This window comes from Nocardioides dubius, from assembly GCF_039528155.1.
Classification (GTDB): domain Bacteria; phylum Actinomycetota; class Actinomycetes; order Propionibacteriales; family Nocardioidaceae; genus Nocardioides; species Nocardioides dubius.
Map to the genome: position 1 here is coordinate 105,663 of NZ_BAAALG010000009.1, position 26,454 is coordinate 132,116.

The following is a 26,454-nucleotide window of genomic DNA, read 5'->3' on the forward strand; positions in this document are numbered from 1 at the left end:
GCGGCTTCGGCGTTCACCAGATCCGGACCCGCGCCTCCGGCTCCAGCCAGAGCCCGTCACCGGGCTTGGTGCCGAAGGCGGTGTGGAACTCGTCGAGGTTGCGCACGATGTTGGCGCGGAACTCCGGCGGGCTGTGCGGGTCGATGGTCAGGTACTGCTGCTCCTGCTCCTTGCGACGCTTGGTGCGCCAGCAGTAGGCCCAGTTCATGAAGAGCGCCTGCGACTCCTCGGGCGAGGGCTCGCGGCCGAGGAAGATCGCGAAGGCCTTGTGCCCGATCGTGAGGCCACCGAGGTCGCCGATGTTCTCGCCCACGGTGAGCTGACCGTTGACGTACTCGCCCGGCAGGTTGCGTGGGCTGAACCCGTTGTACTGCTCGACGAGCGCCTGCGACTTCTGCTCGAAGGCGGCCTTGTCGTCCGGGGTCCACCAGTCGTTGAGGTTGCCGGCACCGTCGTACTGGGCGCCCTGGTCGTCGAAGCCGTGCCCGATCTCGTGACCGATCACCGCACCGATGCCGCCGTAGTTCTCGGCCGGGTCGGCGTCCGGGGAGAAGAAGGGGCGCTGCAGGATGCCGGCCGGGAAGCAGATCTCGTTGGTGCCGGGGTTGTAGTAGGCGTTGACGGTCTGCGGCAGCATGAACCACTCGTCGCGGTCCACCGGACCGCCGATCTTGGCGAGCTGACGGTCGGTCTCGAAGGCCGCCGCCGCAGCCACGTTGCCCATCAGGTCGTCGGAGACCACCCGCAGTGCGGAGTAGTCGCGGAACGTCTCGGGGTAGCCGATCTTGGGCCGGAAGGTGTCGAGCTTGGCGTACGCCCGCTCCTTGGTCTCCGCGGTCATCCAGTCCAGGTCGGCGATGGAGCGGCGGTAGGCCTCGAGCAGGTTGGCCACCAGCTCGTCCATCATCTCCTTGCTCTGCGGCGGGAAGTGCCGCGCGACGTACTCGCGGCCGACCGCCTCGCCGACCGAGCCCTCGACGAAGGCGACCGCGCGCTTCCACCGCGCCCGCAGCTCCGGCGTCCCGTTGAGGGTGCGGCCGTAGAAGTCGAAGTTCGTCTCCACGAAGTCGTCGGTCAGGTAGGGCGCCGCCGAGCGCAGCACCCGGGTGAGCATCCAGTCGCGCCACTGCTCGATCGGGGTGCTCTCCAGGACGGCGGAGAGATGCTCGAGGTAGGAGGGCTGGCGCACGCAGACCTCGGCCAGGGTCTGGCCGCTGCCGCCCAGGTTGCGGACGTAGGCGCTCCACTCGAAGGCCGGCGCCAGCTCGGCGAGCTCGGCGCCGGTGAGCAGGTTGTAGGTCTTCTGGACGTCGCGGGTCTCGGCGCGCTCCCAGTGGCCGCCGGCGATCCGGGTGTCCAGCTCCAGCACCGACTGGGCCGCACCGGCCGGGTCGCCGTGGCCGCTGAGCACGAAGAGGCGGGTCAGGTACTCGACGTACTTGGTCCGCACCTCGGCGAACTTCTCGTCGCGGTAGTACGACTCGTCCGGCAGGCCGAGGCCGCCCTGGCTGATGTGGAACAGGTACCGGTCGGAGTTGCGCGAGTCGGTGTCGACGTAGGAGCCGAAGAGGCCCGCGCCGCCGACCCGCTCGAACTCGCCGAGGAAGGCGGCCAGGTCGCGGATGTCGCGCAGGCCGGCGACCGCCTTGAGCAGCGGGCGCACCGGCGCCAGACCGCGCTGGGCGATGGTCGCGGTGTCCATGAAGGACTCGTAGAGCGCCGCGATCCGGCCGGCGTCCGTCTCCGGCGCACCGTGCTGAGCGGCCAGGTCCTGGATCAGCTCGCGCACCTGCTCCTCGGCGGTGTCGGCGAGTTGGACGAACGGCCCCCAACTGGAGCGGTCGTCGGGAATCGGGGTCGATTCCAGCCAGGTGCCATTCACGTGGCCGAACAGGTCGTCTTGGGGACGCAGGGCCAGGTCCATGCCGGGGCGGGCGTCGTCGAGGATGCTCACGCGCTCGACCCTACCCGCCGGATGGCTGGGACCTGACGGACATATCGGGCGGTTGACACCACCCGTTCGGGCTATTCCTTCGGACTGGAAGGCCCCTTTCCATCCCCAAAACAGATGACGGATGATGAACCATGCCCCAGACATCTCGGAAACCTGCTCTGGCCGCGGCGGTCTTGGTGATCGCCCTCGGCACCACCGCGCCCGCTCTCGGCGACGGTGGTCCACGGCAGGCGGGTGGGGCGGTGGGACCCGCCGCGCGGGTCGCGATCGCGGCCAAGGTGAGCGCGAGCGAGGCGAACTTCGAGAAGAAGGTCCTGACCCTGACCAACAAGCGCCGCGCCAAGGCCGGCTGCGGGGCGTTGAAGCTGCACACCAGCCTGCGCAAGGCCGCGCGCAAGCACAGCGCCCTGATGGCCAAGCACCAGACCCTGTCGCACCAGCTGCCGGGCGAGGCGTCGCTGGGCAAGCGGATCACGAAGGCCGGGTACCGCAACTGGCGCGCCGTCGCCGAGAACGTGGCCTACGGCTACCCGACCCCGGGTGACCTGGTGGCGGCCTGGATGGCATCGCCCGGCCACCGCAAGAACATCCTCACCTGCCGCTACAAGCACCTCGGCGTCGGCGTCACCCTGCGCAACGGCGTCCCGTGGGCCACCCAGGACTTCGGCCGCAAGTAGCGAGCCGCGCTCAGCGGATCGCGACGACCAGCTTGCCGACGGCCTTGCGGGCGTCGAGGTCGAGCAGCGCCTGCCCGAACTCCTCGACCGGGTAGACGGCGCCGATCGGCGGCTTGATCGAGCCGGTCTCGATCAGCGGCACGATCTCGTTCCACTGCTGCTTGAGGTAGCCGGCGCGGCGCATCGCGTAGTCGCCCCAGCCGACGCCGCGCACGTCGATGTTGTTGAGCAGCAGGCGGTTGACCTTGACCTCCGGGATGCCCTGGCCGGCGGCGAAGCCGACCACCAGCAGGCGGCCGAGCGGCGCCAGCGAGCGCAGCGAGTCGGTGAAGACGTCTCCGCCGACGACGTCGAGCACCAGGTCGACGCCGCGGCCCTCGGTGATCGCCTTGACCTCGTCCTTGAAGCCGTCGATCAGCACCACGTGGTCGGCGCCGGCGGCCTTCGCCACCTCACCCTTCTCCGGCGTCGAGACGACGGCGATCGCGGTGAGCCCGAGCGCCTTGGCGGTCTGGATCGTCGCGGTGCCGACACCACCGGCCGCGCCGTGGATCAGGATCGACTCACCGGGCTGTGCCTGACCGCGGACCACGAGCGCGAAGTGCGCGGTGAGGTAGTTCATCGGCAGTGCCGCACCCTCGTCGAGGCTCATCTCGTCCGGCAGAGGGAAGACGAAGTCGACGTTGACCGCGATCCGCTCGGCGCCGCCGCCGTAGGGCACCACGGCGCAGACCCGCTGGCCGGCGGTGAACCCGTTGCCGTCCTCGACGACGGTGCCCGCGACGTCGACGCCGAGGGTGAACGGGAGTTCGGGCTTGAGCTGGTACTGCCCGCGCGAGAGCAGCAGATCCGGGAAGGAGATGCCGACGCGATGCACGTCGATCAGCACCTCGTGCGGTGCGGCCACCGGCTCGGCGACGTCGACGATCTCGATTGCTTCCGGCCCGTCGAGGCGGGTCACCTGAACTGCGCGCATGAGTCGACCCTAGCGGGCCCGGACCAGCTCGCCGCAGCGTCTCACCGGCGGAGGGAAAGGCGCGCTCAGCGCGGCTCGACCAGGGCGTTCATCTCGAAGTGCATGGGGTCGGTCCACTTCCAGTCGCCGCCCCAGGCGAAGCCCCACTTCTTGAAGATCGAGACCACGGTGCGGTCGATCTCCCCGGCCGTTCCGCGCTGGTTGCCCGGCACGTTGAAGTCCAGGGCGATGCCGAAGGAGTGCAGGGAGAGCTTGTTCGAGTTGGCGATGAAGCGCGGGTAGTAGCAGCCGGCGTACTCCCCCGGGTGGATCTTGTCGGAGAGCCCGCGCTCGACCACCTCGGTCAGCGCGGCCCGCAGCTGCGGAAGCACCACTCGATGGCAGGTCACCGAGCCGATGATCGGCACCTGCTCGGTGCGGATGTTGGCCTTCACCCAGGCCGGGTCCGGGGCGATCCGGCCATCCCCGAGGACCGAGTAGGTGAAGGAGCCCACGGCCTGGGCGACCGAGCCACCGGTCAGATAGGCGGTCTGCTTGGCATTGGGGTCGAGACCGAAGCGGGCGACGACGTCGAGCATCTGGATCGAGGCGACGTCGTCGACCAGGCCCTTGAGCGACGTGCGGACCCGCTGCGGCGAGGCGGCACCGGTCGAGATCACCAGCGCGTTGTCGCTGACCAGGCCGAGGTCGTCGGTCCAGGCACGGTTGAGCACCATGTCGACGTTGGGCACCTGGTCGGCGTAGGCACCGACGTGGATCTTCGGGGCGTCCTTGTCGTTGCCCATCCGCACGTAGGCCTCGTCGTCGGCGACCTCCTTGGCGAGCTCCTGGCTCAGCGCCAGCTCGCCGCCGGCCACCCGGTTCCAGATCTCGGAGCTCTGCCCCGACGCCGTGAACCGGCGGTAGCTGGCCGGGTCGACCGAGGCCACAGTGGCGACGCTGTTCTGGATCGAGACGCTGCCCAGGTCGATCAGCTCGGTGGCGACAACGCCCTTGACCTTCTTCACTGCGGCGATCAGGGACTCGGGCAGCGGCTTGGCCTCCAACGAGACCACCATGATGTCGGCCGAGCGCAGCGGGTCGGTGAGCTCGCCCGGGGCGTCGACGGTGCGGCCCTCGCCAGGGCTGCCGGAGGACGCACTGCTCTCGCTGGGCGTGGCGTCGGTCGCGCTCGGAGACGGGTCGGCCTTCGCGCCGCCGTCGTCGTTGCCGCAGGCAGCCAGCACGAGCACGCACGCGGACGCCGTCAGCGCCCGCGTCAGCCCACCGCGGGCCACCAGCCGCGCAGCCATCATCGTCACCGGCCCTCCCGAACCGCACACCTAACCCGTGTCGCAGAGCATAGTGACGCCACCCTCACGCCTCCCCCCGAGGGCGCAGAAATGGCGCGCGAGGGCGCACTAGTTCCTCATCCCCCGGCCTGGGGACGTCGATCAGCGCGGGTTCAGCACCCGGTCCGCCATCCAGGCGATCCCGGCAGCGGTCTCGGCCGGGGGCGCCGAGGGCTGCATGACGTGACTGAGCACGACCCGCACCACCTGATCGATCGCGACGTCGAGCTGGGCGTCGGTGAGGCCGGTGTCCTGGTTGGCCACGAACTCGGCGACGACCGCCTTGGCCACCCCCAGCAGGGACTGGGAGTTGGTGGTCAGCAGCGGCAGCAGCTCGGTGTCCGCGCCGTGGGTCGCCGAGACGATCGCATGCAGCAGCGTGTTGTCGTCCGCGTGCTCCAGGACGGCGAGCGAGGCGGCCTCGATCGCCTTCACCAGATCGGTGGGGTGCTGCTCGAACGCGCGGTTCACCAGGTCGAGGAAGCGGGCCAGCTCGTCGAGCACCATCGCCTCGGCCAGGGCCGGCTTGCCGCCGATCTCGTTGTAGACCGTCTGCCTGCTGACGCCCACGGCCTCCGCGAGCTTGGCCATGGTCACCGAGGCCCAACCGCTGCGCATCGTCATCGCAGCGCCCGCGGCCACGATGCGCTGACGCATCGAGAGCGAACTGTCCCCGGCGACCATGAGACCGATCCTATGGAGCAGCGCTCAGCCCTCCAGCGACAGGGCCAGCACCGGGCACGAGTTGATCGCCGCCGTGAGCTGCTTGCGGTGCTCCTCGCCGGGGTTCTCCTCCAGCACGTGCATCACGTCATCGTCATCGAGCTCGAAGAACTCGTGGGCCATCGACTGGCACATCCCGATCCCGTCGCACAGGTCGCGATCGACCACGATCCTCATCACGCCACCGCCGGAGAGACGGGGACGAAGTCGACCTTCTCGCGCACGCCGCAGTCCGGGCAGCACCAGTCGTCGGGGATCTCGCTCCAGGCGGTGCCGGCCGCGAAGCCCTCGTGCTCGTCGCCGGCAGCCACCTCGTAGGTGTAGCCACAGCCGGGGCAGCGGGCGGCCAGCACCTCCTCGACCTGCGCGGCGGCAGCCGCGGCTGCGGCGGCGATCTCGTCGATCCGGGCGGCCTCGGCACGATCGGCGGCCTGGCTCATCGCGACGCCGTACTTGGCGAAGACCTTGTCACGCTTGCTGGGCTGGACGTTGGCGAGGGTGAGATCGCCGTCGTAGTGGTTGATCACCCGCGGGTCCATCACCCGGCGCCAGATCGGCGGGAAGAGCGCCAACACGATCATCCCGGCGTAGCCGGTCGGCAGCACCGGGGACTCCTCGAAGTCGCGCAGGGTCTGGTAGCGGCGGGTGGGGTTCGCGTGGTGATCGCTGTGCCGCTGCAGGTGGTAGAGCAGCACGTTGGTGGCGATGTTGTTGGAGTTCCAGCTGTGCGAGGGGAGCACGCGCTCGTAGCGCTCCTTGCCCGGGCGGCCGACCTTCTGGCGGCGCATGCCGTAGTGCTCCATGTAGTTGACGACCTCGAGCAGCGAGAAACCGACGACGGCCTGCAGGATCAGGTACGGCAGGATGTCGAAGCCGAAGACGGCGACCATCGCGCCCCAGAGCACGACCGACATCAGCCAGGCGTTGAGCACGTCGTTGCCGATCCGGAACGGGTGCTGGTGCTTGCGGGCGTAGCGGCGCTGCTCCAGCTCCCAGGCGCTCTTCAGCGAGCCGCCGACGGTGCGCGGCCAGAAGGCGTAGAAGCTCTCGCCCATCCGGCTGCTGGCCGGGTCCTCGGGGGTGGCGACGCGGACGTGGTGGCCGCGGTTGTGCTCGATGTAGAAGTGGCCGTAGAAGACCTGGGCCAGGGCGATCTTGGAGAGCCAGCGCTCGTGGCTCTCCTTCTTGTGACCGAGCTCGTGGGCGGTGTTGATGCCGATGCCGCCGATGCAGCCGATGGAGACGGCGATGCCGATCTTCGACCACACCGAAAGGTCCCAGGTGTCGATCACCCAGAAGGCACCGATGAAGCCCGCGTACTGGATCGGCAGGAAGAGGTAGGTGATCCACCGGTAGTAGCGGTCGTTCTCCAACGCCTCGATGACGTCGTCCGGCGGGTTCGCGCGGTCCAGGCCGACGACGAGGTCGATGGCCGGGACGATGCCGAGGATCACGATCGGGCCGAGCCAGAACCAGAAGGTCAGACCGGTGAGCTCGTAGAGACCGATCGCGGCGAAGGCGAGCGAGGGCACGACCAGGCCGATCAGCCACAGGTAGCGCTTCTTGTCCTTCCACTGCTCGGTCGATCCCGCGGGCACGGTGCCGGCCGTGCGCGCGCCGTCACTGGCCGGCGTCTCCGGGCTGCTCGCCTGGGTCATGGCGTCCTCCTTGGTCGGCCGATCAAGGTCGCCTGTGACCTGGATCGCTTTACAAGAAGGTACGAGATGTCAAGGTGTTTGACAAGACCCTAGTTTTTGTAAACCGGTCGCCGCTAGCGGATGAAGACCCCCAGCCCGTTCGGCACCACGCGCTGCGCGCCGTCGGAGGGGTAGTTGCGCACGGAGACCTTGCCGCTCTGGTTGCGGGCGATCATCGTGCTTGAGCCGCCACCGTCGAGGTTCAAGGCGTCCTCGACGCCGAGCTCGGTCATCAGGTTCGCCAGTTCCACCATCGAGAATCCGCGGCTGCTCTTGGTGCGACCGTCGACGACGACCCAGTACATCGCCTTGGTGTCGCGGTCGATGCCGACTGCGGTGCGCGGGTGCAGGGTGACGTCGTCGACGACCCGCCGCACGCCGTCCACCAGCAGCGGCCGGTCACCCCCGATCGCCACCGTGGGCTGACCCTTCAGCCAGGTCGCCACGCGCACCTTGCGCCCCACCTTCAGGCCCGCCAGCTTGGTCGCCGAGCGGCCGCGTCCGATCAGCACGGTGCCCCGGACCGCCTTGCCGGTGGTCAGCTTCCGCTTGTTGGAGACCACTCGACCGCCTCGGATCACCACCTCCCGCACGATCCGCTGATCGCCGGTGACGGAACGGCCCGGCATCGTGCCCCAGGCCGAGGTGTAGACGCCGAGCCCGCCCTTGGCGATCTGCGGCGAGTTCACATTGGTGACCACAAGCTCCGGGTGGTTGCGCACCTTCGCCACCACCGGCAGCTCGCCGACCGCCCAACGCCCCTTCACCTTGTAGATCGCGTTGTTCCAGCCGGCCACCGGCCCGTGCCGCAGCTTCGCGCCAGCAGTGGCCACCCCCAGCGGAGCGCCCGTGTTGCCAATGTCGAAGAAGTCGCCGTTGATCCCGGCGATCGCCTTGTTCCGCTTGACCATCGAGAGCATCCGCTCCCGGCCGGCCACCGTCGGCGCACCGATCGGCGCGACCTTCAGCCCCGTCGTCCGCAGGTCGATGCGCAGCACGTGGATCCGCGCCCGGCCACGCTCGTCGGTGCGCGCCCAGCGCCGGTAGGTGACCCCACGGCCGGCACGCCAGGTGACCAGCGAGGTGTCCACCGGATCACGCTTCGCCAGCCGCGCCGACCACGGCACGTCCGGCATCCAGCCGGGCTCCCCGTCGGAGGTCTGCGACCTCCCGTCGCCACTCGCGGACGGCGTCGCCTCGCGTGCCGTGGCGCTCGGCGTCCCAGCCGGCAACAGGCCGACCCCGAGACACCCCGCCAACACGGCAACCGACAACGACCTGGCCGAGCCCAGTGCAGACATGCCCAGCACTCTAGTGGCGCGTGTCGGAGGTTCTGGGTTGGTGGACGCAGGAGAGGTGGCCGCCTGCTGAGCCCGCGGATCTCAGGGCCGGACGACGTAGACGCTTCCGCCAGCCAGGTCGATCCGCTGGCCGACCGTGAGCTCCACGGTCGCGCCCGGCGCCACGGTGACCTGCTGGTTCCCGGCATAACGGGCCGTCCAGGGCTGGTCGGTGAGATTGCTGAGCCCCCAACGGGCCGGGTCCTGCGGATGAGCGCGGACGGCGGCGATCGGGGTCGGCCGGTCGCTGTCGATGCCGAGATGGTCACCGCGCACCTGCGCCATCGCACTGACCGCGATCCGGCGCCGTCCCACCTGGAGCAGCAGCGCCGGCGCCAGGCTGCGCCCACAGGTGCGGCAGCCCCGCTGGGGGTCGGCGTCGTCGAAGAAGCCGGTGCTGCCGCAGGCGCAGCGCACCATCGCATCGGCGAGACGGTCCATCGCCTTCAGCCATTGGCCTTCGGTGACCCGCGCCCCGGGCTCGTGCAGCCCGTCCACGAAGGCCTGGCCGAACAGCTCACGCAGGAAGGTCGGGTAGAGCTCCCAGTACTGCTGCACGATCGCGGGCGGCCTGTTCTCGGTGCGCTCGGGGTGCAGGCAGAACAGCGCTCCGGCGCCGAAGTGCTCGCTCAGCCAGGCCGGATCGCGCAGCCCGCCCTCGGTGAGCCGGCCCTCCAGCGGATGGCCGGTGAACAGGATGTAGAAGAGCAGCACCGCCAGCGAGTGCCGGTCGGTGTCGGTGTTGGGCAGGGTCGCGAAGGTGGCGTCGGCGACCACCTCGGGCGCCATGAAGAACGGGGTTCCCAGCACGCGGCTCTGTCCGTTGTCCACGCCGACGTTGTCGTTGTCGCAGATCAGGATGCTGCCCGTGGCCGGCTCGAAGAAGACGTTGCCGAAGGAGATGTCGCGGTAGCACAGGCCGCGCGCATGCAGGCGCAGGAAGCTGGCGGCCAGCTGACGGCACATCGCGATCGTCGCCGCGAACGTCACCTGCAGCTCACGGCCCTCCGCGTCGCGGTTGGCCAGCAGCCGGCTGAGCTCCAGGTACTTCGGCTCCCGCAGCTCCATCACGTAGCCGAAGCCGGGGACGCCGGCCACCTCGGCCATGCTCAGCGGCCACAGGTAGCGATGGTCGGGAGCACCGAAGTCGACCAGGGTGCGGATGCCCTGCCGCTGCTCGGCGGAGGCCGACTCCGGTCGGTACCACTTGAGCGCGAGCATCCGCCCGGACGCCTGCTGGACCCGGTAGACGAAGCCTTGTCCACCTTGGCCGATCAGGTCGGTCACCCGGGCCGGACCGAGCACGCCGAGGTCGACCAAGGTGCCGTTGCTGAGCACTGTCCTCCCCTTCCTCAGCCCCGCCGCGCGGCCTGTGCGCACGCCTGTCTGAACGCCGTCGCGAACCAAGGGTCACGGTATATCCTCGCCAGACGGGCAGGGTGGAAGCGAGGAAGCAGAGATGAGTGATCGCCTCGGCGGCGCGGTGGCTCGCCGTCCGCTGCACCTCTTCTTCGTGCTCGACGTCTCCGGCTCGATGCGCCGCGGCGGCCGCATCCAGGCGCTCAACAACGCCCTCGCCGAAGTGGTCCCTCATCTGCGCGACGAGGCCCGCAACAACCCCCATGCCGACGTGCTGATCCGAGTGCTCGCCTTCGCCAACGAGGCGGAGTGGGTGGTCGAGGTGCCGACCCCCATCGAGCAGTTCCGCTGGCAGCGGCTCGAAGCCGTGCCGCAAGGGTTCACCGAGCTCGGCAGCGCGATGGAGCTGCTGGCCGAGGCGTTGCGCGAGGTCGACCAGAGCCACGGCGCCTTTCCGCCGGCGATCATCCTGGTCTCCGACGGCATGCCCACCGAGAGCGGAACCCCCTTCGCGGACGGGCTGAGCCAGGTGCTCGCCACCCGCAGCGGCACCCATGCGGTGCGCCTGGCCCTGGGCGTGGGCCGCGACGCCGACCTGACGTCACTGCGCCGCTTCATCGACAACGACGACATCCCCCTGCTGCGCGCGGACAGCCCCGAGCAGCTGATCGACTACATCGTCTGGGCCTCGAAGGTCGCCAGCCGGGGCGCGTCGCTGCCGGCAGTGGGGAGCGGGTCACCCACCTACGCTCCGCCTCCGGCACCGATGGGCGACCCGATCTGGAGCACCCTTCAGTGAGCCCCGGGTGGGCCGCAACCTCTGCCACACAACGAGGTTCGCTCCATGAGCGATCCGGCGCGCCCAATCAGGACGCGCATCGTGCGGGCACCTCCCCGACGGCGGAGTTCGCCGTCGTTGCGGATGGCCACGGGCACCCGCGCTACCTGCGCAGCGAGGTCGGCTCCGCGTTGGCCGCGTCGACGGCGGCCGCTGTGCTGCCTGCCTACCTGACCGGGATCACGCATGCCCTCACCTCGACCGCGATCCTCGACACCGACGGCCTGGAGGAGGCGCTGGCCCAGCTGATCGTCGAGCAGTGGCGCGCCGCCGTCGAACAGCATCTGGCCGAGCATCCGCTAGGCGAGGTCGACGATCCGGTCAGCGTCTACGGCACCACCCTGGTCGCGTTGGCCGCCAACGAGAGCCACCTGCTGGCGGTGCAGATCGGCGACGGCGACCTGGTCCTGGTAACGCCGTCAGGTGAGTCCATCCGCCCGTTCCCCGCGGACCCCGAGCACGACGGCGTCCGCACCCACTCGCTCGCCGAGCCGGACCCGGTGGCGTTCCTCCATGTCGCGGTGATCGACCTCTCCGTGCAGCCGGTCGCGTTGGCCTTCGTCGCCACCGACGGCTTCGGCACCCCGCAGGTCGAGCGGAACTGGTGGGAGCAGGTCGGGCGCGAGCTGCTGGATCGCTTTGCCAGCAACGGGATCACCTGGGTCGCGGCTCACCTGCCAGGTTGGCTGACCGAGCCTGCCGCCGTCGGCGGGGACGACACCACCCTCGCCCTGCTCGCCCGCCTCCGTCCCTGAGCAGAGGTCCCGTGATTGGCTGGGTGCATGCCTCAGGTCGTCGCTCGGGTCGTCGTACCGGTCTCCCCGGCTGTCGCGTTCGCGGTCTCCCAGACCACCGGTGAGCTGCGGCTCAGTTGGGACCCGTTCATCCGTCGTCAGCACTTCCTGGACGGCGCCACCGCACCTGGCAAGGGCGTGCGCACCCGCACCTGGTCGCGGATCGGCCCGCGGATGGACAGCGCCTACGTCTCCTACCAGCCACCTACCAATGTCGGGATGACGATGGTGGACGGCCCGTGGTTCTTCGCGAGCTTCGGCGGCGGCTGGCGGTTCAAGGCCGTCGAGGGCGGCACCGAGGCCACCTGGAAGTACACCTTCGCAACCCGCCCGGGATGGCTACGTCCGATCGCGGACCGGATCGGCACGCTCCTGCTGGGACGGGAGATCCAGGCCAGGATCAACGCCTTCGCCCGGGCCTGCGCGGACCCGCGGATCGTCGCGGCGGCGGGCTCACAGACCGGCGACGGCGACGCTCGCTGAGTGCGGGTCCGCGGTTTTCGCTGCGCGCCGAGCACGTTCTTCGGCAGGCTGGGAGCACGCCCCCTAGCCACAGGAGTTCCGATGGGCCGCTTCTCCCTGCCCGAGACCAAGCCGGCGGGCCTCGACTCGCCCGCCACCGCCAAGCTGATCAAGGTGATGGCGCGAACCCAGGTGCGGCTCTTCCGTGCCACCAACGGCCGGATCGGCAGCAAGTGGCGGATCGGCGCGGGGTTCCGTCGCCCGGTGCAGACGCTGCTGCTCAACCACGTCGGCCGCAAGTCCGGGACCGCGTTCACCACGCCACTGCTCTACCTGCACGACGGCGATGCGTTGATCGTGGTCGCCTCCCAGGGCGGACTGCCCAAGAACCCGCAGTGGTTCCCGAATCTGATGGCCGCCCCGGAGACCACGGTCGAGGTGCGCGGCCGGGGCGTCGTACCGGTCCGGGCGCGCGTGGCGGACGCCGAGGAGCGGGCTCGGCTCTGGCCGCGCCTGGTGGACCTCTACGCCGACTTCGCCAAGTACGCGGCCTGGACCGATCGGGAGATCCCGGTGGTCATCCTCGAGCCGCGCTGAGGCCGGCGCCCGGAGCATCTCCCGTCGTACTGTCGGAGGTCTCTGATCGACTGGTTCCATGATCGAGATCGACGCCACGCACACTCCGTATGAGGTCACTGACCTCGACGCGGGGTGCTTGCTTGCGGTGATCTCCGAGGACCGGGTCCGGGTGTTGAAGGGTGTGCGGCGGCAGCTGCGGTTGGCGCATCAGTGGTGCGTGGTCAACCCTGTCGTGGACGGCGGTTCGTCGGCTTCGTGGTGTGACGATGCCGCCTTCGCCTCGCTCGATCTGGACGACTTCCTCGGTGGTGAGGGGACGCCTGCGGTGGCGGCGTTCGCGGCCGAGGAGTTCGCTGCCGCATCCGGCATCTCCCGGTACGCCGCGCTCTCCCTGTTGGCCGATGCGTTGGACCTCCACCACCGGCTGCCGCTGTTGTGGGCGCAGGTCGAATTGCTGGAAGTGCCGGGCTGGAAGGCACGCCGGGTCGCCGAGCTCACCCGCAAGCTCTCCCGTGAAGCCGCTGCCTGGTTCGACCAGACCCTCGCGGACGGCGAGCGGTACGGCTGGCCCACCATCGAGCGGGTGCTGGCGATGGCGGTGGCGAAGTTCCATCCCGAGTTGATCCGCGACAAGAACGGCCCGCTCACCAAGGCCGACTGGGACGTCAGCCTGAACCACCGCTACGGGCCGGACGGTTCCGCCTCGGGCACCTCGACTCTCGATGTGGTGGGTGACTCGCTCGATCTGGAACGCTTCCACGATCTCGTCTGTGACGAGGCGGAGAAGTTGAAGCGCGCCGGCGACACCGACACGCTCGGTCAGCGCAAGGCAAAGGCCTTGGGCAGCATCGCGGAGGCACAGGGCACGCTGGACTACGACGGTTCCGATGGTCTCGAGCACCGCGACGTCGCTGCCGGTGACCCCGTTGATCGAGCTTGTCGAGATCGCTACCGCGCCACCATGCCGCGCCGCGGGCTGCGGGTCTTCGTGCACACCACCCTCGCCGACCTCTTCTCCCCCGACGACCTCACCCTCGCCGACACCGACCGCCTCGGCCCGATCCTCATCGAGCAACTCACCGACTGGCTCCAACGCCACGGCTCCATCGCCACCGTCACCCCGGTGATCGACCTCAACCGCACCGGCTCGGTCGACCGCCACGACCCACCAGCCTGGATGGCCGAGCAGGTCCGGCTCCGCGACCCGCACTGCGTCTTCCCGCACTGCACCCGATCATCAGCAGACGCAGACCTCGACCACATCGACCCCTACGACACGGGGCCCAACGAACTGCGTGGCCCACCGGGCCAGACCCGGCTCGAGAACCTCGCCCCGCTCTGCCGCCGTCACCACCTCGCCAAGACCTTCGCCGGCTGGAGCTACGTCCGCAACCGAGACGGCACCTACACCTGGCACAACAAGCACGGCCACACCTGGCTGGTCAGCGCACTCGGCACCATCCAGCTGGACTGACCGGGTCGATCACCGTCGCGACAGCCTCGACCACCGGGGCGGTCCCACGCGACTGAAACGACACCGCCACCTCCGGCAGCCATCCGCTGCCCGGAGGCTGCGGCGCGCCGCAGCACATCTCGTGCGTCAGCCCCTCAGGGCAGCGGACGACCCGAGATCGCGGCGGCGACCCGCTTGGCGACGTCAGCGTGGAAGACACTCGGGATGATGAACGAGGGGTGCAGCTCCTCGTCGGTGACCACGTGCGCGATCGCGTCGGCGGCGCGCAGCAGCATCTCGTCGGTGACGTGCTGGGCCTTGGCGTCGAGCAGTCCGCGGAAGACACCGGGGAAGGCGAGCACGTTGTTGATCTGGTTCGGGTAGTCGGAGCGGCCCGAGGCCACGACCGCGGCGTACTTGGCCGCCTCGGCCGGGTCGACCTCCGGGTCCGGGTTGGCCAGCGCGAAGACGATCGGGTCGGCGGCCATCTCCTTGATCCACTCCGGGTCGAGCACGCCCGGGCCGGAGACCCCGATGAAGACGTCGGCGCCGACCAGGCCGTCGCGCAGCGTGCCACGACGCAGGTTCGGGTTGGTGCGCGCCGCCAGCGAGGCCTTCGCCTCCGGCAGCGTGTCGTCGTCCCGGCTGAGCAGGCCCTCGCGGTCCCAGACCGCGATGTCGACGGCGCCGCCGGCGACCAGCAGCGAGGTGATCGCGGAGCCGGCAGCACCGCCACCGGCCACCACGATCCGGACGTCGGCGAGGTTCTTGTGAACGCAGCGCAGCGCGTTGGTGAGCGCGGCCAGCACCACGATCGCGGTGCCGTGCTGGTCGTCGTGGAAGACCGGGATGTCGAGGGACTCGCGCAGCCGCGCCTCGATCTCGAAGCAGCGGGGCGCGGCGATGTCCTCGAGGTTGATGCCGCCGAAGCCGGGCGCGATCATCTCCACCGCGCGCACGATCTCGTCGACGTCCTGGCTGGCCAGGCAGATCGGCCAGGCGTCGATGTTGGCGAACCGCTTGAACAGAGCGGCCTTGCCCTCCATCACCGGCATCGCGGCGCCCGGCCCGATGTTGCCCAGGCCGAGCACGGCGGAGCCGTCGGTGACCACAGCCACCGAGTTGCCCTTGATGGTGAGCCGACGGACGTCCTCCGGGTTCTCGGCGATCGCCATCGAGACCCGGCCGACGCCCGGGGTGTAGGCCATCGAGAGGTCGTCACGGGTCTTCAGCGGAACCTTGGAGGCGACCTCGATCTTGCCGCCGAGGTGGATCAGGAAGGTGCGGTCGGAGACCTTGTGCACCTCGACGCCGGCCAAGCCGTCGACGACCTGGACCAGAGCCTTCGAGTGCGTCTCGTCCACCGCAGAGCAGGTGACGTCGACGACCAGGCGCTCGTGGTTGGACTCCGCGACGTCGATCGCCGTCACGATCCCGCCGGCCTTCGCCAGCGTCGTGGCGACCTGACCCACGATGCCGTGGTCCGGGAGGGTGTGCAGGCGCATGGTGATCGAGTACGACGAGGCAGTGGCGGGCATGTCTCCATGCTTCACCCGCATCCGGGTTACCACCAAGTCAGAAGTTCCCGGACCACCGAGACGCAGATCACGCCTGATCTTTTTGCACTGACCATCCATCGAGTGCAAGACTGCACTTTGTGCCTGAAAGTGCAATCCCCACCCTGACCCGTCGCGAGCGCTCCGCGCTGCAGATCGCCAACTGCGCGCAGCGACTCACCGCGGAACGCGGCTTCGAGGGCTTCACCATGGAAGACCTCGCCCAGGCTGCCAACGTCTCGCGCCGCACCCTGTTCAACTACTTCGACTCCAAGCTCGACGCCGTCCTCGGCCCTGAGCCGGAGCTGACCGACGAGTTCACCGGCGAGTTCCGCGCCGGCGGGCCGACCGGTCACCTGCTCTCCGACCTGGGCCAACTCGCCCACCGTCACTTCGAGCGGATGCCCCAGGAGAAGGCACAGATCTCCACCATGCGCGAGGTCATCCGCAATCCCCGAGTGCTCGCTGCCTGCCACGAGCGCTTCGAGCGGCTGGCCGCCACCGTGCTGGAGATGATCCGCGAGCGCGAGGGCGATCGCTACGACGAGATCCAGGCCAAGGTCGCCCTCGGCCTGCTCCTCGTGCTCTGCCAGGTCGCCCTGGAGAGCTTCCTCGACAGCGCCGACGACCGCGGCTTCACCGACTACTACGACGAAGCCGCCGCACGCGCCAACCAGCTTCTTGCCTGACCTGCACCACACATCCTGACCACCCACACACAGGAAGCCACCACGATGGCAACTCTGCTCTACCGACTCGGCAAGAACGCCTTCCGGCGTTGGCCGATCTTCCTCGCCGCCTGGCTGATCGCCATCGTCGGCTTGGGTACCTTGGCCGCCACCGTGGCCAAGCCGATGTCCGACGCGATGTCGATCCCCGGCATCCCCTCGGAGAAGGCCGCCGACCTGCAGGCCGAGCTCTTCCCGGGCGCCACCGATGCCTTCGACGAGGCGAGCGTGAACGTCGTCGTCCAGGCTCCTGAGGGTCACACCCTCGCCGAGCCCGAGTACATGCAGGCGGTCGACTCCCTGATCAGCGACCTGATCGACGGACCGCAGATGTTCGCCGAGGGCGACGAGCTCGACTCCGGCGCGCCCGCACCGCTCCCGACCAACCCGGTCACCGCTGCCGAAGAGCAGTTCGAGCAGATGGTGCAGACGGAGATCGACAACGGCGCCACCCCCGACGAGGCGGCCGCGACCGTCAAGAAGAACGCCGCCGAGCTGGCCCAGCTGGCCTCGATCACCGAGGACGGCCGCACCGGACTGATCACCTTCCAGTTCGACGTCGACACCGTGATGGACGTCAAGGTGTCCACCGTCGAGGCCGTCGAGGACGCGATGGACGACGCCCGCGACTCGGGTCTGACCGTCGAGGCCAACGGCTCCGGCATGTCCGCAATGGCGCCACTCGGCCTCACCTCCGAGGCAATCGGCATCGGCCTGGCCCTGCTTGTCCTGGTGCTCACCTTCGGCTCGCTCGTCGCCGCCGGACTGCCGATCATCACCGCCATCATCGGCGTCGCCATCGGCATGATCGGCATCCAGGTGATGACCGCCTTCACCGACATCGGCTCCTCGACGCCGATGCTCGCCACCATGCTCGGGCTCGCGGTCGGCATCGACTATGCGCTCTTCATCCTGGCGCGCTATCGCAACGAGCTCGACCACACCGATGACCGCGAAGAGGCGGTCGGCGTCGCCGTCGGCACCGCTGGTTCTGCGGTGGTCTTCGCCGGCCTCACCGTGCTGATCGCCCTCTCCGCGCTCTCCGTCGTGGGCATCCCGTTCCTCACCACCATGGGTCTGGCCGCTGCCGCAACCGTCTTCGTCGCCGTCCTGGTGGCGCTGACCCTGCTGCCCGCCGTCCTGGGCATGTTCAAGTCCAAGGCGTTCGGCGGCCAGGTCCGCAAGTACCGCCCGGCCCGCGACGAGCGGGGCCGTGTGCTCAACAACGGCGTCCGCTGGGCGCGGTTCGTCGGCAAGCGTCCGGTCGCTGTCGTCCTGCTGGTCATCGTCGCCCTCGGCGCGATCGCGATCCCGATGAAGAACATGCACCTCGCGTTCCCGAGCGACAGCACCGCTGCGAGCGACACCACGCAGCGCAAGGCGTCCGACCTGATCGCCGAGGCGTGGGGCCCGGGCCGTGAGGGTCCGATGCTCTTGGTGGCCGACGCCCGCAACGTGGCCGAGGACGAGCGGATGGACAAGTTCAACGAGATCGTCGACTGGGCCAAGGGCCAGGACGACGTCAGCCTCGCCACGCTCGCTGCCACCAACGAGGACCAGACCGGTGCCCTGATCACCATCCTCCCGTCGTCGGCTCCGGACGCGACCGAGACCGAGGATCTGCTGGCCGAGCTGCGCGACGGCCAGGACGCGATCGAGGCCTCGACCGGCACCGACACCGGCATCACCGGCATGACCGCGATCACCGTGGACATCTCCGAGCAGCTGGCCGACGCGCTCCCGATCTACCTTGCGGTGGTGGTGGGCCTCGCGTTCATCCTGCTGATGATCGTCTTCCGCTCCATCCTGGTCCCGCTGACGGCGACCCTGGGCTTCCTGCTCTCGGTGCTTGCCACCCTCGGTGCCACCGTGGCGGTCTTCCAGGAGGAGGCTTTCGGGCTCTTCGACGGCCAGCCGATCGTCAGCTTCATGCCGATCTTCCTGATCGGCGTGGTGTTCGGTCTCGCCATGGACTACCAGGTGTTCCTGGTGACCCGCATCCGTGAGGCCCACGTGCATGGCGCCGACTACCGCGAGGCCGTGATCGACGGCTTCCGGGGCAGTGCCCGCGTGGTCGCGGCCGCGGCAGTGATCATGACCTTCGTCTTCGCCGCCTTCATCATGCAGGAGGAGCCGATCATCAAGATGATGGGCTTCGCGCTCGCGGCGGCGATCGTCTTCGACGCCTTCATCGTGCGGATGACGCTGATCCCGGCGCTCATGTTCCTGATGAAGGAGAAGGCCTGGTACCTGCCGAAGTGGCTGGACAAGATCCTGCCCAACGTCGACATCGAGGGCGAGAACTTGCACCGCCCGCACATGGAGACCCTGCACCGCGACGAGGACCCCAAGCCGGAACCGGTTGGCGTCTGACCCGCTGAAATCCGAAGGCCGTCCTGAGTTCGCTCGGGGCGGCCTTCGGGCGTTCCGGTGTCGCCCTCAGCTGGCGTGGTGCTCGCGGTAGCGGACGTAGAGCCGTGCAGGAAGGCCGCCGAGGCGCCGTCCAACGCTTCGGGCCAGCTGTCCACGCAGATCGCGTAGAGGCTCACCTTCTTCGCACTGCGCTGGACGGCGGCGAAGTAGTCGTGCGCTCGCGCTCCGGGCTAGAGAACGCGGGACGCCACCACGGCCTCCGCCCGCTCGACCGCGTCCTCCAGCAGGAACCGGAACCCTTCGCTCAGATCGCGGGCTCGCTCGCGCGCCCGGATCAGCTGGCGGAGCTCGTCGCCCTCCGCGCGCCGGCTGAGGACCTTGGCGGGAACGCTCCCCAAGAAGCCGGTCGCGATCAGTCCCGGCCATGCCCGATCCGACTGCTCCGAGCTACGCGGGTCGAGGCGGACCGGTCGCGTGTTCCCCAGGTCGTGGACGCCGTCCAGGATCACCACGTGATCGGAGCTGTAGCGTGCGACGTCGCAACCCGCGGCCCACGTCTTCACCTGCACGCCGGTGACCCGCTGCTCGTCCATGTTGAGCAGCACGAAGTCGCTGTTCGCCGTGGTGGCCCGACCGCCGTCACTCGGCACCTGCCGCATCCCGAACTCCTCGAAGCGACGGGGCGCCGGAACCACACAGAGCGCCGGATGCCGCCTGCAGAGCTCGAGCAGCACGATCGCGGCATCGATCTCGGTCGCGATTCCGGAGATCTTCCGTCGATAGTCGGCGTTGTCAGGCGCGTAGTAGCTCTCCGGGGCCTTGCCGGTTCGCCGGACGCGGTCCTCCGCGTGCCGGGTACCGGCCAAGGCCAGGCTGAGCTGAGCCTCGTAGATCTCGCGCGATCGCGGGTGTGCTGTGGGGATGTCGAGCGCAAGGCTCCACATCGACAGCATGGCGTGGTTGAGCACGTGGAAGTTGATCTCGTTGCCCGGGAAGGTCCGGCCTTCTGCCTGCGCAGCACTCTGCGCACGATGCCCCACCATGTTCACCGAGACCGCCACCATCTGCGCGTACTGGTCCATCAACCCACGCCAGGAGCTCTCGAACTCCGCGACCTCATCGGTCATGTCGGCTGCGGGCTCCGTCCAGTCCAGCAACAGCCAGCCGTAGAGCTGATCACCGAACCAGTCGTTCGCCGCCCGGAACTGGTGCAGGACCCGGTCACTCTCCGTCGCAGTTCCAGGGGTCGGCGGAGCGCCGCTGAACCTCTCTGCCCACGTTGTGAATTCCATGCCGTAGCGGACGGCGCCGCTGTCCCCCAGCCTGCTCGTTGAGCCGTCTAGACATCTTGCATACCGGGAGCATGCTTGTCCTCGGATTCCTGCCATCGGTCCAGCCGGGACGCGGATCTTGTCACCGGCGTCACAACCTTCTGCAAGCCCTGCCGCCGTCGCCCCCGCCGGGCAACCCGTAGCGTTTCCCCCGGCCGCCGCTCGGTCGGCCCGCCGAACTCTCGAACGAGGAGCACCACCATGGGTCAGGTCACCGCCACCGCCGAAGCCACCATCTCTGCCGCCCCGGAGCAGGTGGTCGCCGCACTGGCCGACTACACGACGGTGCGCCCGGCGATCCTCACCCGGCACTACACCGACTACGCGGTCCAGGAGGGCGGCACCGGTGCCGGCACCGTCGTCGCCTGGAAGCTGCACGCGACCGAGAAGCGCACCCGCGACGTCGTCGCCGACGTGCTGGCCACCTCGACCTCGATCACCGAGAGCGACCGCAACTCCTCGATGGTGACCACCTACCAGGTGACGCCGAGCGGTGCCGGCAGCAAGGTCGTCGTCACCACCACCTGGACCGGCGCCTCGGGCATCGGCGGCTTCTTCGAGCGCACCTTCGCTCCCAAGGGCCTGCGCGCCATCCACACCGAGCTGCTCGCCAACCTCGCCGCGCACCTGGGCGCCTGACGCCGGTCTCGCCCGGCCACAAGCGCAACCTCGCGCGCCACAAGCGCAACCTCGCGCGCCACAACTGCAACCTCGGCAGACAACAACTCCGCCCTCGCGCGCTCTAACTGCGCCCTCGGGCTAGCGGGCGGGCTCCGGGGCCGGGTCGGGGACGCCGTTGACCGCCGGGGAGATCTGGTGCTCGAGACGTAGCGCGAAGAGCGCGAGCAGGGCGCAGCCGGCGACCAGGATCGCGATGAACGCGACCGAGAGGTCGTGGCGCAGCAGGAAGCCCGCCGAGAGCGGCGCGACGACCGCACCGAGCTGGAAGGCCGCCGCGCCGAGAGCGTTGTAGCGCCCGCGCAGATGGGCGGGGGCCAGGTCGTTGGTGATCGCCGGCAAGGTGGGCTGCAGCAGCGTCTCCCCGCAGGCAAAGAGTGCGTGGTAGACCAGCACCATCGTCGCCGCCGCGGCAGTGCCGCTGAAGAGTCCGGTGGAGCCGAGGATCAGCCAGGACGCCGCCCAGATCGCGGCCATCACCATCATCACCCTGGTCCGCCGGTGCCCCGTCATCCGGCGCAGCACCGCGAACTGGAAGAGCACGATCACCAGCGTGTTGAGCGCGAACGCCCACCCGATCACCCGCGTCGAGACCTCACTGACGCCGCGCGCGAACGCCGGGAACCCGCCCTCCATCTGGCCGTAGCCGACGAAGGCGAAGACCAGCCCGATCAGCACCAGGTTCGCCACCCCCGGCCGCCGAAGCAGCGACAGGTAGGTGACCTTCGGCCCGTCGGCCTCCTCGGGCGGCACCTCGCTGCGGCCGTGCACCGCACGCAGCGGCCCGAGCATCAGGGCGATCGGGATCAGCATGCAGACGGCGTCGATCAGGAAGATGGTGGTGAAGGTCTCGGGACGATCGACGTCGACGAAGACGCCGCCGATCACGCCACCCACGCCGATGCCGAGATTGATCAGCGCGAAGTTGATCCCGAAGTACTGCTGACGCAGCGGACCGTCGACGATCGAGGCGATCAACACGTTGAACGCCGACCAGCCGCCGGCGTTGCAGATCCCGATGAAGAACATCGCCACGGTGACCTCGGGCACCGTCTCGGCGAACGCCAGCAGGCCCACGCCGATCACCTGGGCGGAGCTGCCGATGATGACCATCGCCCTGGCTCCCCAGCGGTCGGTCAAGGTGCCGGCCAACGGCGTGAAGACCAGCGCCACCGCGCCGATCAGCGCCATCATCGCGCCCGCGACGTCGAGGCTGAGGTGCCGCACCTCGTGCAGGTAGATGATCGTGAAGGGAAGGGTGAGCCCCCGGCCGAGGACCTGGAAGGCGGTGGTCGCCAAGAGCCAGCGCCCCGGGGTCGGCAGCGCGGCAAGGAAATTCCGGAAGGTCACGTCACCCGAGCTCACCGGACCATCATCCGCCTCGGGTCCGACCCGGCGCGAGCGGATTTCCGACCACCATCACCCCCACCCGGCGGTAGCCAGGCCCCGACTCCTGGGCGTAGTTTGTCCCGGTGCGGAACCGCAACCCCCGAGTCGGCCAGTCAGCGCCCCGGCAGCGCCGCGCCCGCCACCTCGGAGCGACCCGGCTGACGGCATCCGCGATCGCCGCGCTCCTCGCCCTCACCGCGCTGGCCGGGTGCGGCGACGACGACCAGGCGGCCTCCGGCCACGACCACCAGCTGACCCGCTCCGAGATGATGGCCAGCGAGAGCCCTCGGGCCACCCTGGACGCCGAGGCGGGCGTGCCCAGCGCCGAGGCCACGCCCAGCCGGCCGCGCTCCGCGACCAGCGCCGAGGAGCCCAGCAGCACCCGGGTCCGCGAGCTGCTCGGGATCGACGCCTCGCATCATCAGGGCCCGATCGACTGGAAGAAGGTCGCTGGCGACGACATCGAGTTCGCCTACCTCAAGGCCTCCGAGGGCAGCTCCTTCACCGACCCACGCTTCGCCGACAACCGGCGCCAGGCACAAGCGGCCGGGCTCCGGGTCGGCGGCTACCACTACTTCAGCATCTGCTCCCCCGGCGCCCCGCAGGCCGCGCACTTCATCACGGTGCTCGGCGAGCAGGGCGACCGCCGCACCACGCTGCCGCCGGCCGTCGACCTGGAGCTGGGCGGCAACTGCGCGCAGCCACCCGCCCGCGCCGACCTGCTGCGCGAGGTCAAGGTCTTCATCGACGACGTCGAGCGCGCCACCGAGCGGGACGTCGTGGTCTACGCCTACCCCGACTTCGAGGAGCGGTACCACCTGACGGCGGCGCTCGACCGCCGGCTGTGGGTGCGGCTGCTGGGCGAGCAGGAGCCGGGCACCGACTGGTGGCTGTGGCAGAAGTCCGACAGCGCCCGCGTGGACGGCGTCAGCGGCAACGTGGACCTCAACCTGCTGCGCGAGTAGCGCAGCCCTCAGCCTGCCTCGCGCCCCGAGCCAGGGGCAGCGTCCGAGCCGGAGCCGCGCTCGCGCGACTGCGGATCGTCGAGCTCCTCGAAGCGCAGCGGCTGGGTCGGCTCGAGCCCATCGTCGGCCTGCAGCACCCGCCGGTCGCCGTCGTCATCGTCGTCCGCGGCGTCGTTGCGCCGCTCCTGCTGCAGCCGGCGCAGCGTCTCACGCTCCGAGGCAGCCCGCTCCGCGCTCTCCCGGGCGACCTTCAGATCGAGTGGTGAGGGCCCGAAGCGCACCTGGATGTCGGCGAAGTCCTTGGTGCGCTGGGCGCGGGCCATCCCGGTATAGGCGCGCCGGTCGCCGTCGGTGAGCTGGACGTGGTCGGTGAACGGGGTGAGCAGCGCCCGGGGGTAGAGCCGCAGCGCGAGCACCACGTTGAGCGCGACTCCGAAGACGGCGGCCACCGAGCCCGCATACAGCAGACCGATCAGACCGAGGACGACGCCGAAGACCTGGGTCATCTCGGAGGTGCCGACGATCACCTTCGCCACGAAGACCGCACCGTAGTGCTGGATCACCTGCCACATCACCGCGACGAAGAACGCCCCCGGCGCCGCGCGCAGGAGGTGATGGTCCTTCGCGGTGGCCACGCGGAACAGCAGGGTGAGCACCGTCCCGATCAGCAGGACGTGAACGACGCGGATCAGCCAGGCGACGCCGGTGACCGACGTCCACTTGCCGAGGATGTCGGTCGAGCTGCCGAGCGTGGCGAGCACCGAGATGGCCACCATCCCGACGCCGACCACCGAGAGAAGCGCCACACTCTTGAGCCGCAGCAGGATCGGGTTCGGGCGGGAGTTGCGGGGCACGTACCAGGCCACGTTCTGCACGTTCTGGATCGCCTGGCCGAGCCCCATCGCACCGTAGAGCGAGACCAGCAGACCCGAGATCACACCACCGGCGGAGCCCTGCAGGCCGCCTGGCCGACCGAGTTGGTCGCCGATGATCGGGAACTGGCTGAGCGCGGAGTCCAACAGCTGCTCCTGCAGCTCGGGGCGGCCCTCGAGGAAGAAGCCGAGGATCGAGGTGGCCAGCAGCATCAGCGGGAAGATCGCGATGAAGGCGTAGTAGGTCAGGATCGCGGCCAGGTAGTTGCCCTGGTCCTCGAAGAACTTGTAGATGACCCCAAGCGGGATCGACACAGCCCGGACCCGTCTCTGGGCCCGGTCGAGGACCGACACCGCCCCACGGAACATGGTGCTCAGGCTATCGTCATCTGTGATCGTCTGGGCGCATCCGACGGCCGTGACCACACCACTCACACCAGCCACACAAGTGCCCGCTTCCTGAGCCCGTGCACACTCCCGCGCGCGCTCATGGCAGAGTCTGACGAGCAAGACCGTGAAGAATCATCAGGAGAGGACAGATTCAATGGTCGATGTGGAAGCGGTGTTGGACGAAGCAGGATTGTCCAACCCGAAGGTTCGGGAGTACGTCCGATACTGGGCGGAGCTGACCGGAGCAGAGCGTGTCGAGGTGGTTGGTGCCGCTGACGACGACCGCCTGATCGCGGAGGCACTCGAGGCTGGCGAGCTCCTGCCCGCCGGCGAGGGTCGCTACTACTCCCGGAGCTACCACAAGGACACCGCGCGCTCCGAAGAGCGCACCGTGGTGGCCACCAGTGACGAGAAGGACAAGGGCGTCTACAACAACTGGCGCCCGTCGTCCGAGATGAAGCCTCTTCTGGAGAGCCGCATGCGTGGCGCCTCCGCAGGCAAGACCATGTACGTGGTCCCCTACCTGATGGCTCCCGTCGGCAACGAGCTCGCCCCCTGGGCGACCGGTGTCGAGCTCACCGACACCCGCACGGTCGTGCTGCACATGATCCGGATGGCTCGGGTCGGCGTCGAGTACGTGAACAGCCTCGAGGACCCGGACTCCTTCGTGAAGGCCGTCCACGTCACCGGCGACCTGGAGAACCTCGGCCAGGGCACCCCCGACGACCAGCGCTGGTTCGTGACCGTCGCCGACGAGCGCACGATCCTGCACTACGGCTCCTCCTACGGCGGCAACGCGCTGCTGGGCAAGATCGCCCACGGCCTGCGCCAGGGTGCCTACGACGGCTGGGCCAGCAAGAAGTTCCTTGCTGAGCAGTACATGCTGATCGGCATCAAGGACAAGGAGACCGGCAAGACTTACCACGTCACCGGTGGCTTCCCGTCCGCCTCCGGCAAGACCAACCTCGCGATGATGCTGCCGCCGGACGCCCTGGGCGACCGCTACGAGGTCTACTTCTACGGCGACGACATCGCCTGGATGTGGGTCGACGAGAAGACCGGCAAGCTGATGGCGATGAACCCGGAGAACGGTGTCTTCGGTGTCGCCAAGGACACCAACGAGACCACCAACCCCACCGCCCTGGGCTCGATCGACGAGGGCACGAAGGTGATCTTCACCAACGTGGCCTACAACCCCGACACCCAGCAGGTCTGGTGGGAGGGCCGCACCCCGCAGCCGCCCGCCGACACCGCCGGCTGGCTGGACTGGAAGGGCAACCCGATCTCGGAGCGCTCCGAGGCCGAGCAGAACGACCCGTGGGCGCACCCGAACAGCCGCTTCACCACCACCCTGTCGAAGGTTCCCAACGTGGCGCCGGACTGGGACGAGGCGGCCGGAGTTCCGGTCGACGCGATCATCTTCGGTGGCCGCACCCGCGACCGCGAGCCGCTGATCCGTGCGATCACCGACCTTGCCGAGGGCGTCTACGACGGCCTCACCCTGGGCGCGGAGGCCACCTTCGCCGCTGAGGGCAAGGAGGGCGTGCTGCGCTACGACCCGATGTCGAACCGCCCGTTCATGGCGTACGGCGAGGGCGACTACGCCCAGCACTACCTGGACGTCGTCGGCGCTGCCAAGGAGCAGCCGATCTTCGCCCACGTGAACTGGTTCCAGCGTGACCCGGAGGACGGCCACTTCCTGTGGCCCGGATACCGCGACAACCTGCGCCCGCTGCTCTGGCTGATCCAGCTGAAGAACGGCGAGGTCAAGGGCCAGCAGACTCCGGTCGGCATCCTGCCGACCAAGGAGGAGCTGAACCTGGAGGGCGTCGAGATCTCCGAGGCCGACCTCGAGAAGATCCTGACCATCGACACCGCTCGCTGGCAGCAGGAGATGGGCTACCGCACCGAGCACCTCGAGCAGTTCCCGAACATGCCCGAGGCGATCTGGACCGCGCACCGCCGCGTGGAGAAGGCCCTCGAGGGCTG

Annotated in this window: 23 protein-coding genes; 11 read left to right on the forward strand and 12 right to left on the reverse strand. The window is 69.2% G+C overall.

The window, feature by feature from the left end; translation table 11 throughout:
• Window positions 1–13 precede the first annotated feature (13 nt).
• A complete protein-coding gene (locus tag ABD151_RS11475) occupies window positions 14–1,954 on the reverse strand; it encodes a M13 family metallopeptidase (protein ID WP_343994413.1) in 1,941 nt (646 codons plus the stop codon).
• Window positions 1,955–2,085: 131 nt separating this feature from the next.
• On the opposite strand from ABD151_RS11475, the gene ABD151_RS11480 reads away from it, so the two are divergent.
• Complete coding sequence (locus tag ABD151_RS11480) at window positions 2,086–2,631, forward strand: CAP domain-containing protein (RefSeq protein WP_343994415.1); 546 nt, start codon at window positions 2,086–2,088, stop codon at window positions 2,629–2,631.
• 10 nt (window positions 2,632–2,641) lie between these two features.
• On the opposite strand, the gene ABD151_RS11485 is transcribed toward ABD151_RS11480, so the two are convergent.
• From ABD151_RS11485 to ABD151_RS11515, 7 genes are all read right to left on the reverse strand, one after another.
• On the reverse strand, window positions 2,642–3,607 hold the full coding sequence (locus tag ABD151_RS11485) for an NADPH:quinone oxidoreductase family protein (RefSeq protein WP_343994417.1): 966 nt from the start codon (window positions 3,605–3,607) through the stop codon (window positions 2,642–2,644).
• A 65-nt stretch (window positions 3,608–3,672) separates the two neighbouring features.
• Window positions 3,673–4,902: a M15 family metallopeptidase gene (locus tag ABD151_RS11490; protein WP_343994725.1), complete on the reverse strand. Its 1,230-nt coding sequence runs from the start codon at window positions 4,900–4,902 to the stop codon at window positions 3,673–3,675.
• Between the two features lie 138 nt (window positions 4,903–5,040).
• Entirely contained in the window at window positions 5,041–5,622 is a 582-nt protein-coding gene (locus tag ABD151_RS11495) for a TetR/AcrR family transcriptional regulator (RefSeq protein WP_343994419.1), read from the reverse strand.
• 24 nt (window positions 5,623–5,646) lie between these two features.
• Window positions 5,647–5,838 (reverse strand): ferredoxin, encoded by a 192-nt coding sequence (locus ABD151_RS11500; protein WP_343994421.1) that lies wholly within the window; start codon window positions 5,836–5,838, stop codon window positions 5,647–5,649.
• Entirely contained in the window at window positions 5,838–7,319 is a 1,482-nt protein-coding gene (locus ABD151_RS11505) for a fatty acid desaturase (RefSeq protein ID WP_343994424.1), read from the reverse strand. Before ABD151_RS11505 ends, ABD151_RS11500 begins: the two co-directional genes overlap by 1 nt.
• A 113-nt stretch (window positions 7,320–7,432) precedes the next feature.
• Window positions 7,433–8,659 carry a phosphodiester glycosidase family protein gene (locus ABD151_RS11510; RefSeq protein WP_343994426.1) on the reverse strand — a complete coding sequence of 409 codons (1,227 nt, stop codon included), beginning with the start codon at window positions 8,657–8,659 and terminating at the stop codon, window positions 7,433–7,435.
• Between the two features lie 81 nt (window positions 8,660–8,740).
• Window positions 8,741–10,036, reverse strand: a complete 1,296-nt coding sequence (locus ABD151_RS11515) for a protein kinase domain-containing protein (RefSeq protein WP_343994428.1) — start codon at window positions 10,034–10,036, stop codon at window positions 8,741–8,743.
• 121 nt (window positions 10,037–10,157) lie between these two features.
• On the opposite strand from ABD151_RS11515, the gene ABD151_RS11520 reads away from it, so the two are divergent.
• From ABD151_RS11520 to ABD151_RS11540, 5 genes are all read left to right on the forward strand, one after another.
• Window positions 10,158–10,856 carry a vWA domain-containing protein gene (locus ABD151_RS11520; RefSeq protein WP_343994430.1) on the forward strand — a complete coding sequence of 233 codons (699 nt, stop codon included), beginning with the start codon at window positions 10,158–10,160 and terminating at the stop codon, window positions 10,854–10,856.
• The gene (locus ABD151_RS11525; RefSeq protein ID WP_343994432.1) at window positions 10,853–11,650 is read left to right on the forward strand and encodes a protein phosphatase 2C domain-containing protein; all 798 of its coding nucleotides are present in this window, start codon (window positions 10,853–10,855) and stop codon (window positions 11,648–11,650) included. The genes ABD151_RS11520 and ABD151_RS11525 overlap by 4 nt, the downstream gene beginning before the upstream one ends.
• 27 nt (window positions 11,651–11,677) lie before the next feature.
• Window positions 11,678–12,172 (forward strand): SRPBCC family protein, encoded by a 495-nt coding sequence (locus ABD151_RS11530; RefSeq protein WP_343994434.1) that lies wholly within the window; start codon window positions 11,678–11,680, stop codon window positions 12,170–12,172.
• An 81-nt stretch (window positions 12,173–12,253) separates the two neighbouring features.
• Complete coding sequence (locus ABD151_RS11535) at window positions 12,254–12,748, forward strand: nitroreductase family deazaflavin-dependent oxidoreductase (protein WP_343994436.1); 495 nt, start codon at window positions 12,254–12,256, stop codon at window positions 12,746–12,748.
• 58 nt (window positions 12,749–12,806) lie between these two features.
• Window positions 12,807–14,204, forward strand: coding sequence for an HNH endonuclease signature motif containing protein (locus ABD151_RS11540; protein WP_343994438.1), 1,398 nt, complete (start codon window positions 12,807–12,809; stop codon window positions 14,202–14,204).
• Between the two features lie 134 nt (window positions 14,205–14,338).
• On the opposite strand, the gene ABD151_RS11545 is transcribed toward ABD151_RS11540, so the two are convergent.
• Window positions 14,339–15,721: an NAD-dependent malic enzyme gene (locus tag ABD151_RS11545; protein ID WP_343994440.1), complete on the reverse strand. Its 1,383-nt coding sequence runs from the start codon at window positions 15,719–15,721 to the stop codon at window positions 14,339–14,341.
• A gap of 119 nt (window positions 15,722–15,840) precedes the next feature.
• Here ABD151_RS11545 and ABD151_RS11550 point away from each other — a divergent pair, with 119 nt between their 5' ends.
• Both ABD151_RS11550 and ABD151_RS11555 read left to right on the forward strand, forming a co-directional pair.
• Window positions 15,841–16,428: a TetR/AcrR family transcriptional regulator gene (locus ABD151_RS11550; RefSeq protein WP_343994442.1), complete on the forward strand. Its 588-nt coding sequence runs from the start codon at window positions 15,841–15,843 to the stop codon at window positions 16,426–16,428.
• 45 nt (window positions 16,429–16,473) lie between these two features.
• Complete coding sequence (locus tag ABD151_RS11555) at window positions 16,474–18,840, forward strand: MMPL family transporter (protein WP_343994444.1); 2,367 nt, start codon at window positions 16,474–16,476, stop codon at window positions 18,838–18,840.
• 230 nt (window positions 18,841–19,070) lie between these two features.
• Here the strand turns inward: ABD151_RS11555 and ABD151_RS11560 are convergent, their stop codons facing one another.
• Window positions 19,071–20,132, reverse strand: coding sequence for a hypothetical protein (locus tag ABD151_RS11560; protein ID WP_343994446.1), 1,062 nt, complete (start codon window positions 20,130–20,132; stop codon window positions 19,071–19,073).
• A gap of 240 nt (window positions 20,133–20,372) precedes the next feature.
• Here ABD151_RS11560 and ABD151_RS11565 point away from each other — a divergent pair, with 240 nt between their 5' ends.
• Complete coding sequence (locus ABD151_RS11565) at window positions 20,373–20,810, forward strand: SRPBCC family protein (protein WP_343994448.1); 438 nt, start codon at window positions 20,373–20,375, stop codon at window positions 20,808–20,810.
• A gap of 120 nt (window positions 20,811–20,930) precedes the next feature.
• Here the strand turns inward: ABD151_RS11565 and ABD151_RS11570 are convergent, their stop codons facing one another.
• Window positions 20,931–22,214 (reverse strand): MFS transporter, encoded by a 1,284-nt coding sequence (locus ABD151_RS11570; RefSeq protein ID WP_343994450.1) that lies wholly within the window; start codon window positions 22,212–22,214, stop codon window positions 20,931–20,933.
• A gap of 107 nt (window positions 22,215–22,321) precedes the next feature.
• Between ABD151_RS11570 and ABD151_RS11575 the strand changes: the two genes are divergently transcribed.
• Complete coding sequence (locus ABD151_RS11575; RefSeq protein ID WP_343994452.1) at window positions 22,322–23,203, forward strand: GH25 family lysozyme; 882 nt, start codon at window positions 22,322–22,324, stop codon at window positions 23,201–23,203.
• Between the two features lie 8 nt (window positions 23,204–23,211).
• Here the strand turns inward: ABD151_RS11575 and ABD151_RS11580 are convergent, their stop codons facing one another.
• The gene (locus ABD151_RS11580) at window positions 23,212–24,390 is read right to left on the reverse strand and encodes a YihY/virulence factor BrkB family protein (RefSeq protein WP_343994454.1); all 1,179 of its coding nucleotides are present in this window, start codon (window positions 24,388–24,390) and stop codon (window positions 23,212–23,214) included.
• Between the two features lie 229 nt (window positions 24,391–24,619).
• On the opposite strand from ABD151_RS11580, the gene ABD151_RS11585 reads away from it, so the two are divergent.
• Window positions 24,620–26,454: phosphoenolpyruvate carboxykinase (GTP) (locus ABD151_RS11585; protein WP_343994456.1), on the forward strand; the 1,835-nt coding region annotated here is incomplete at its 3' end.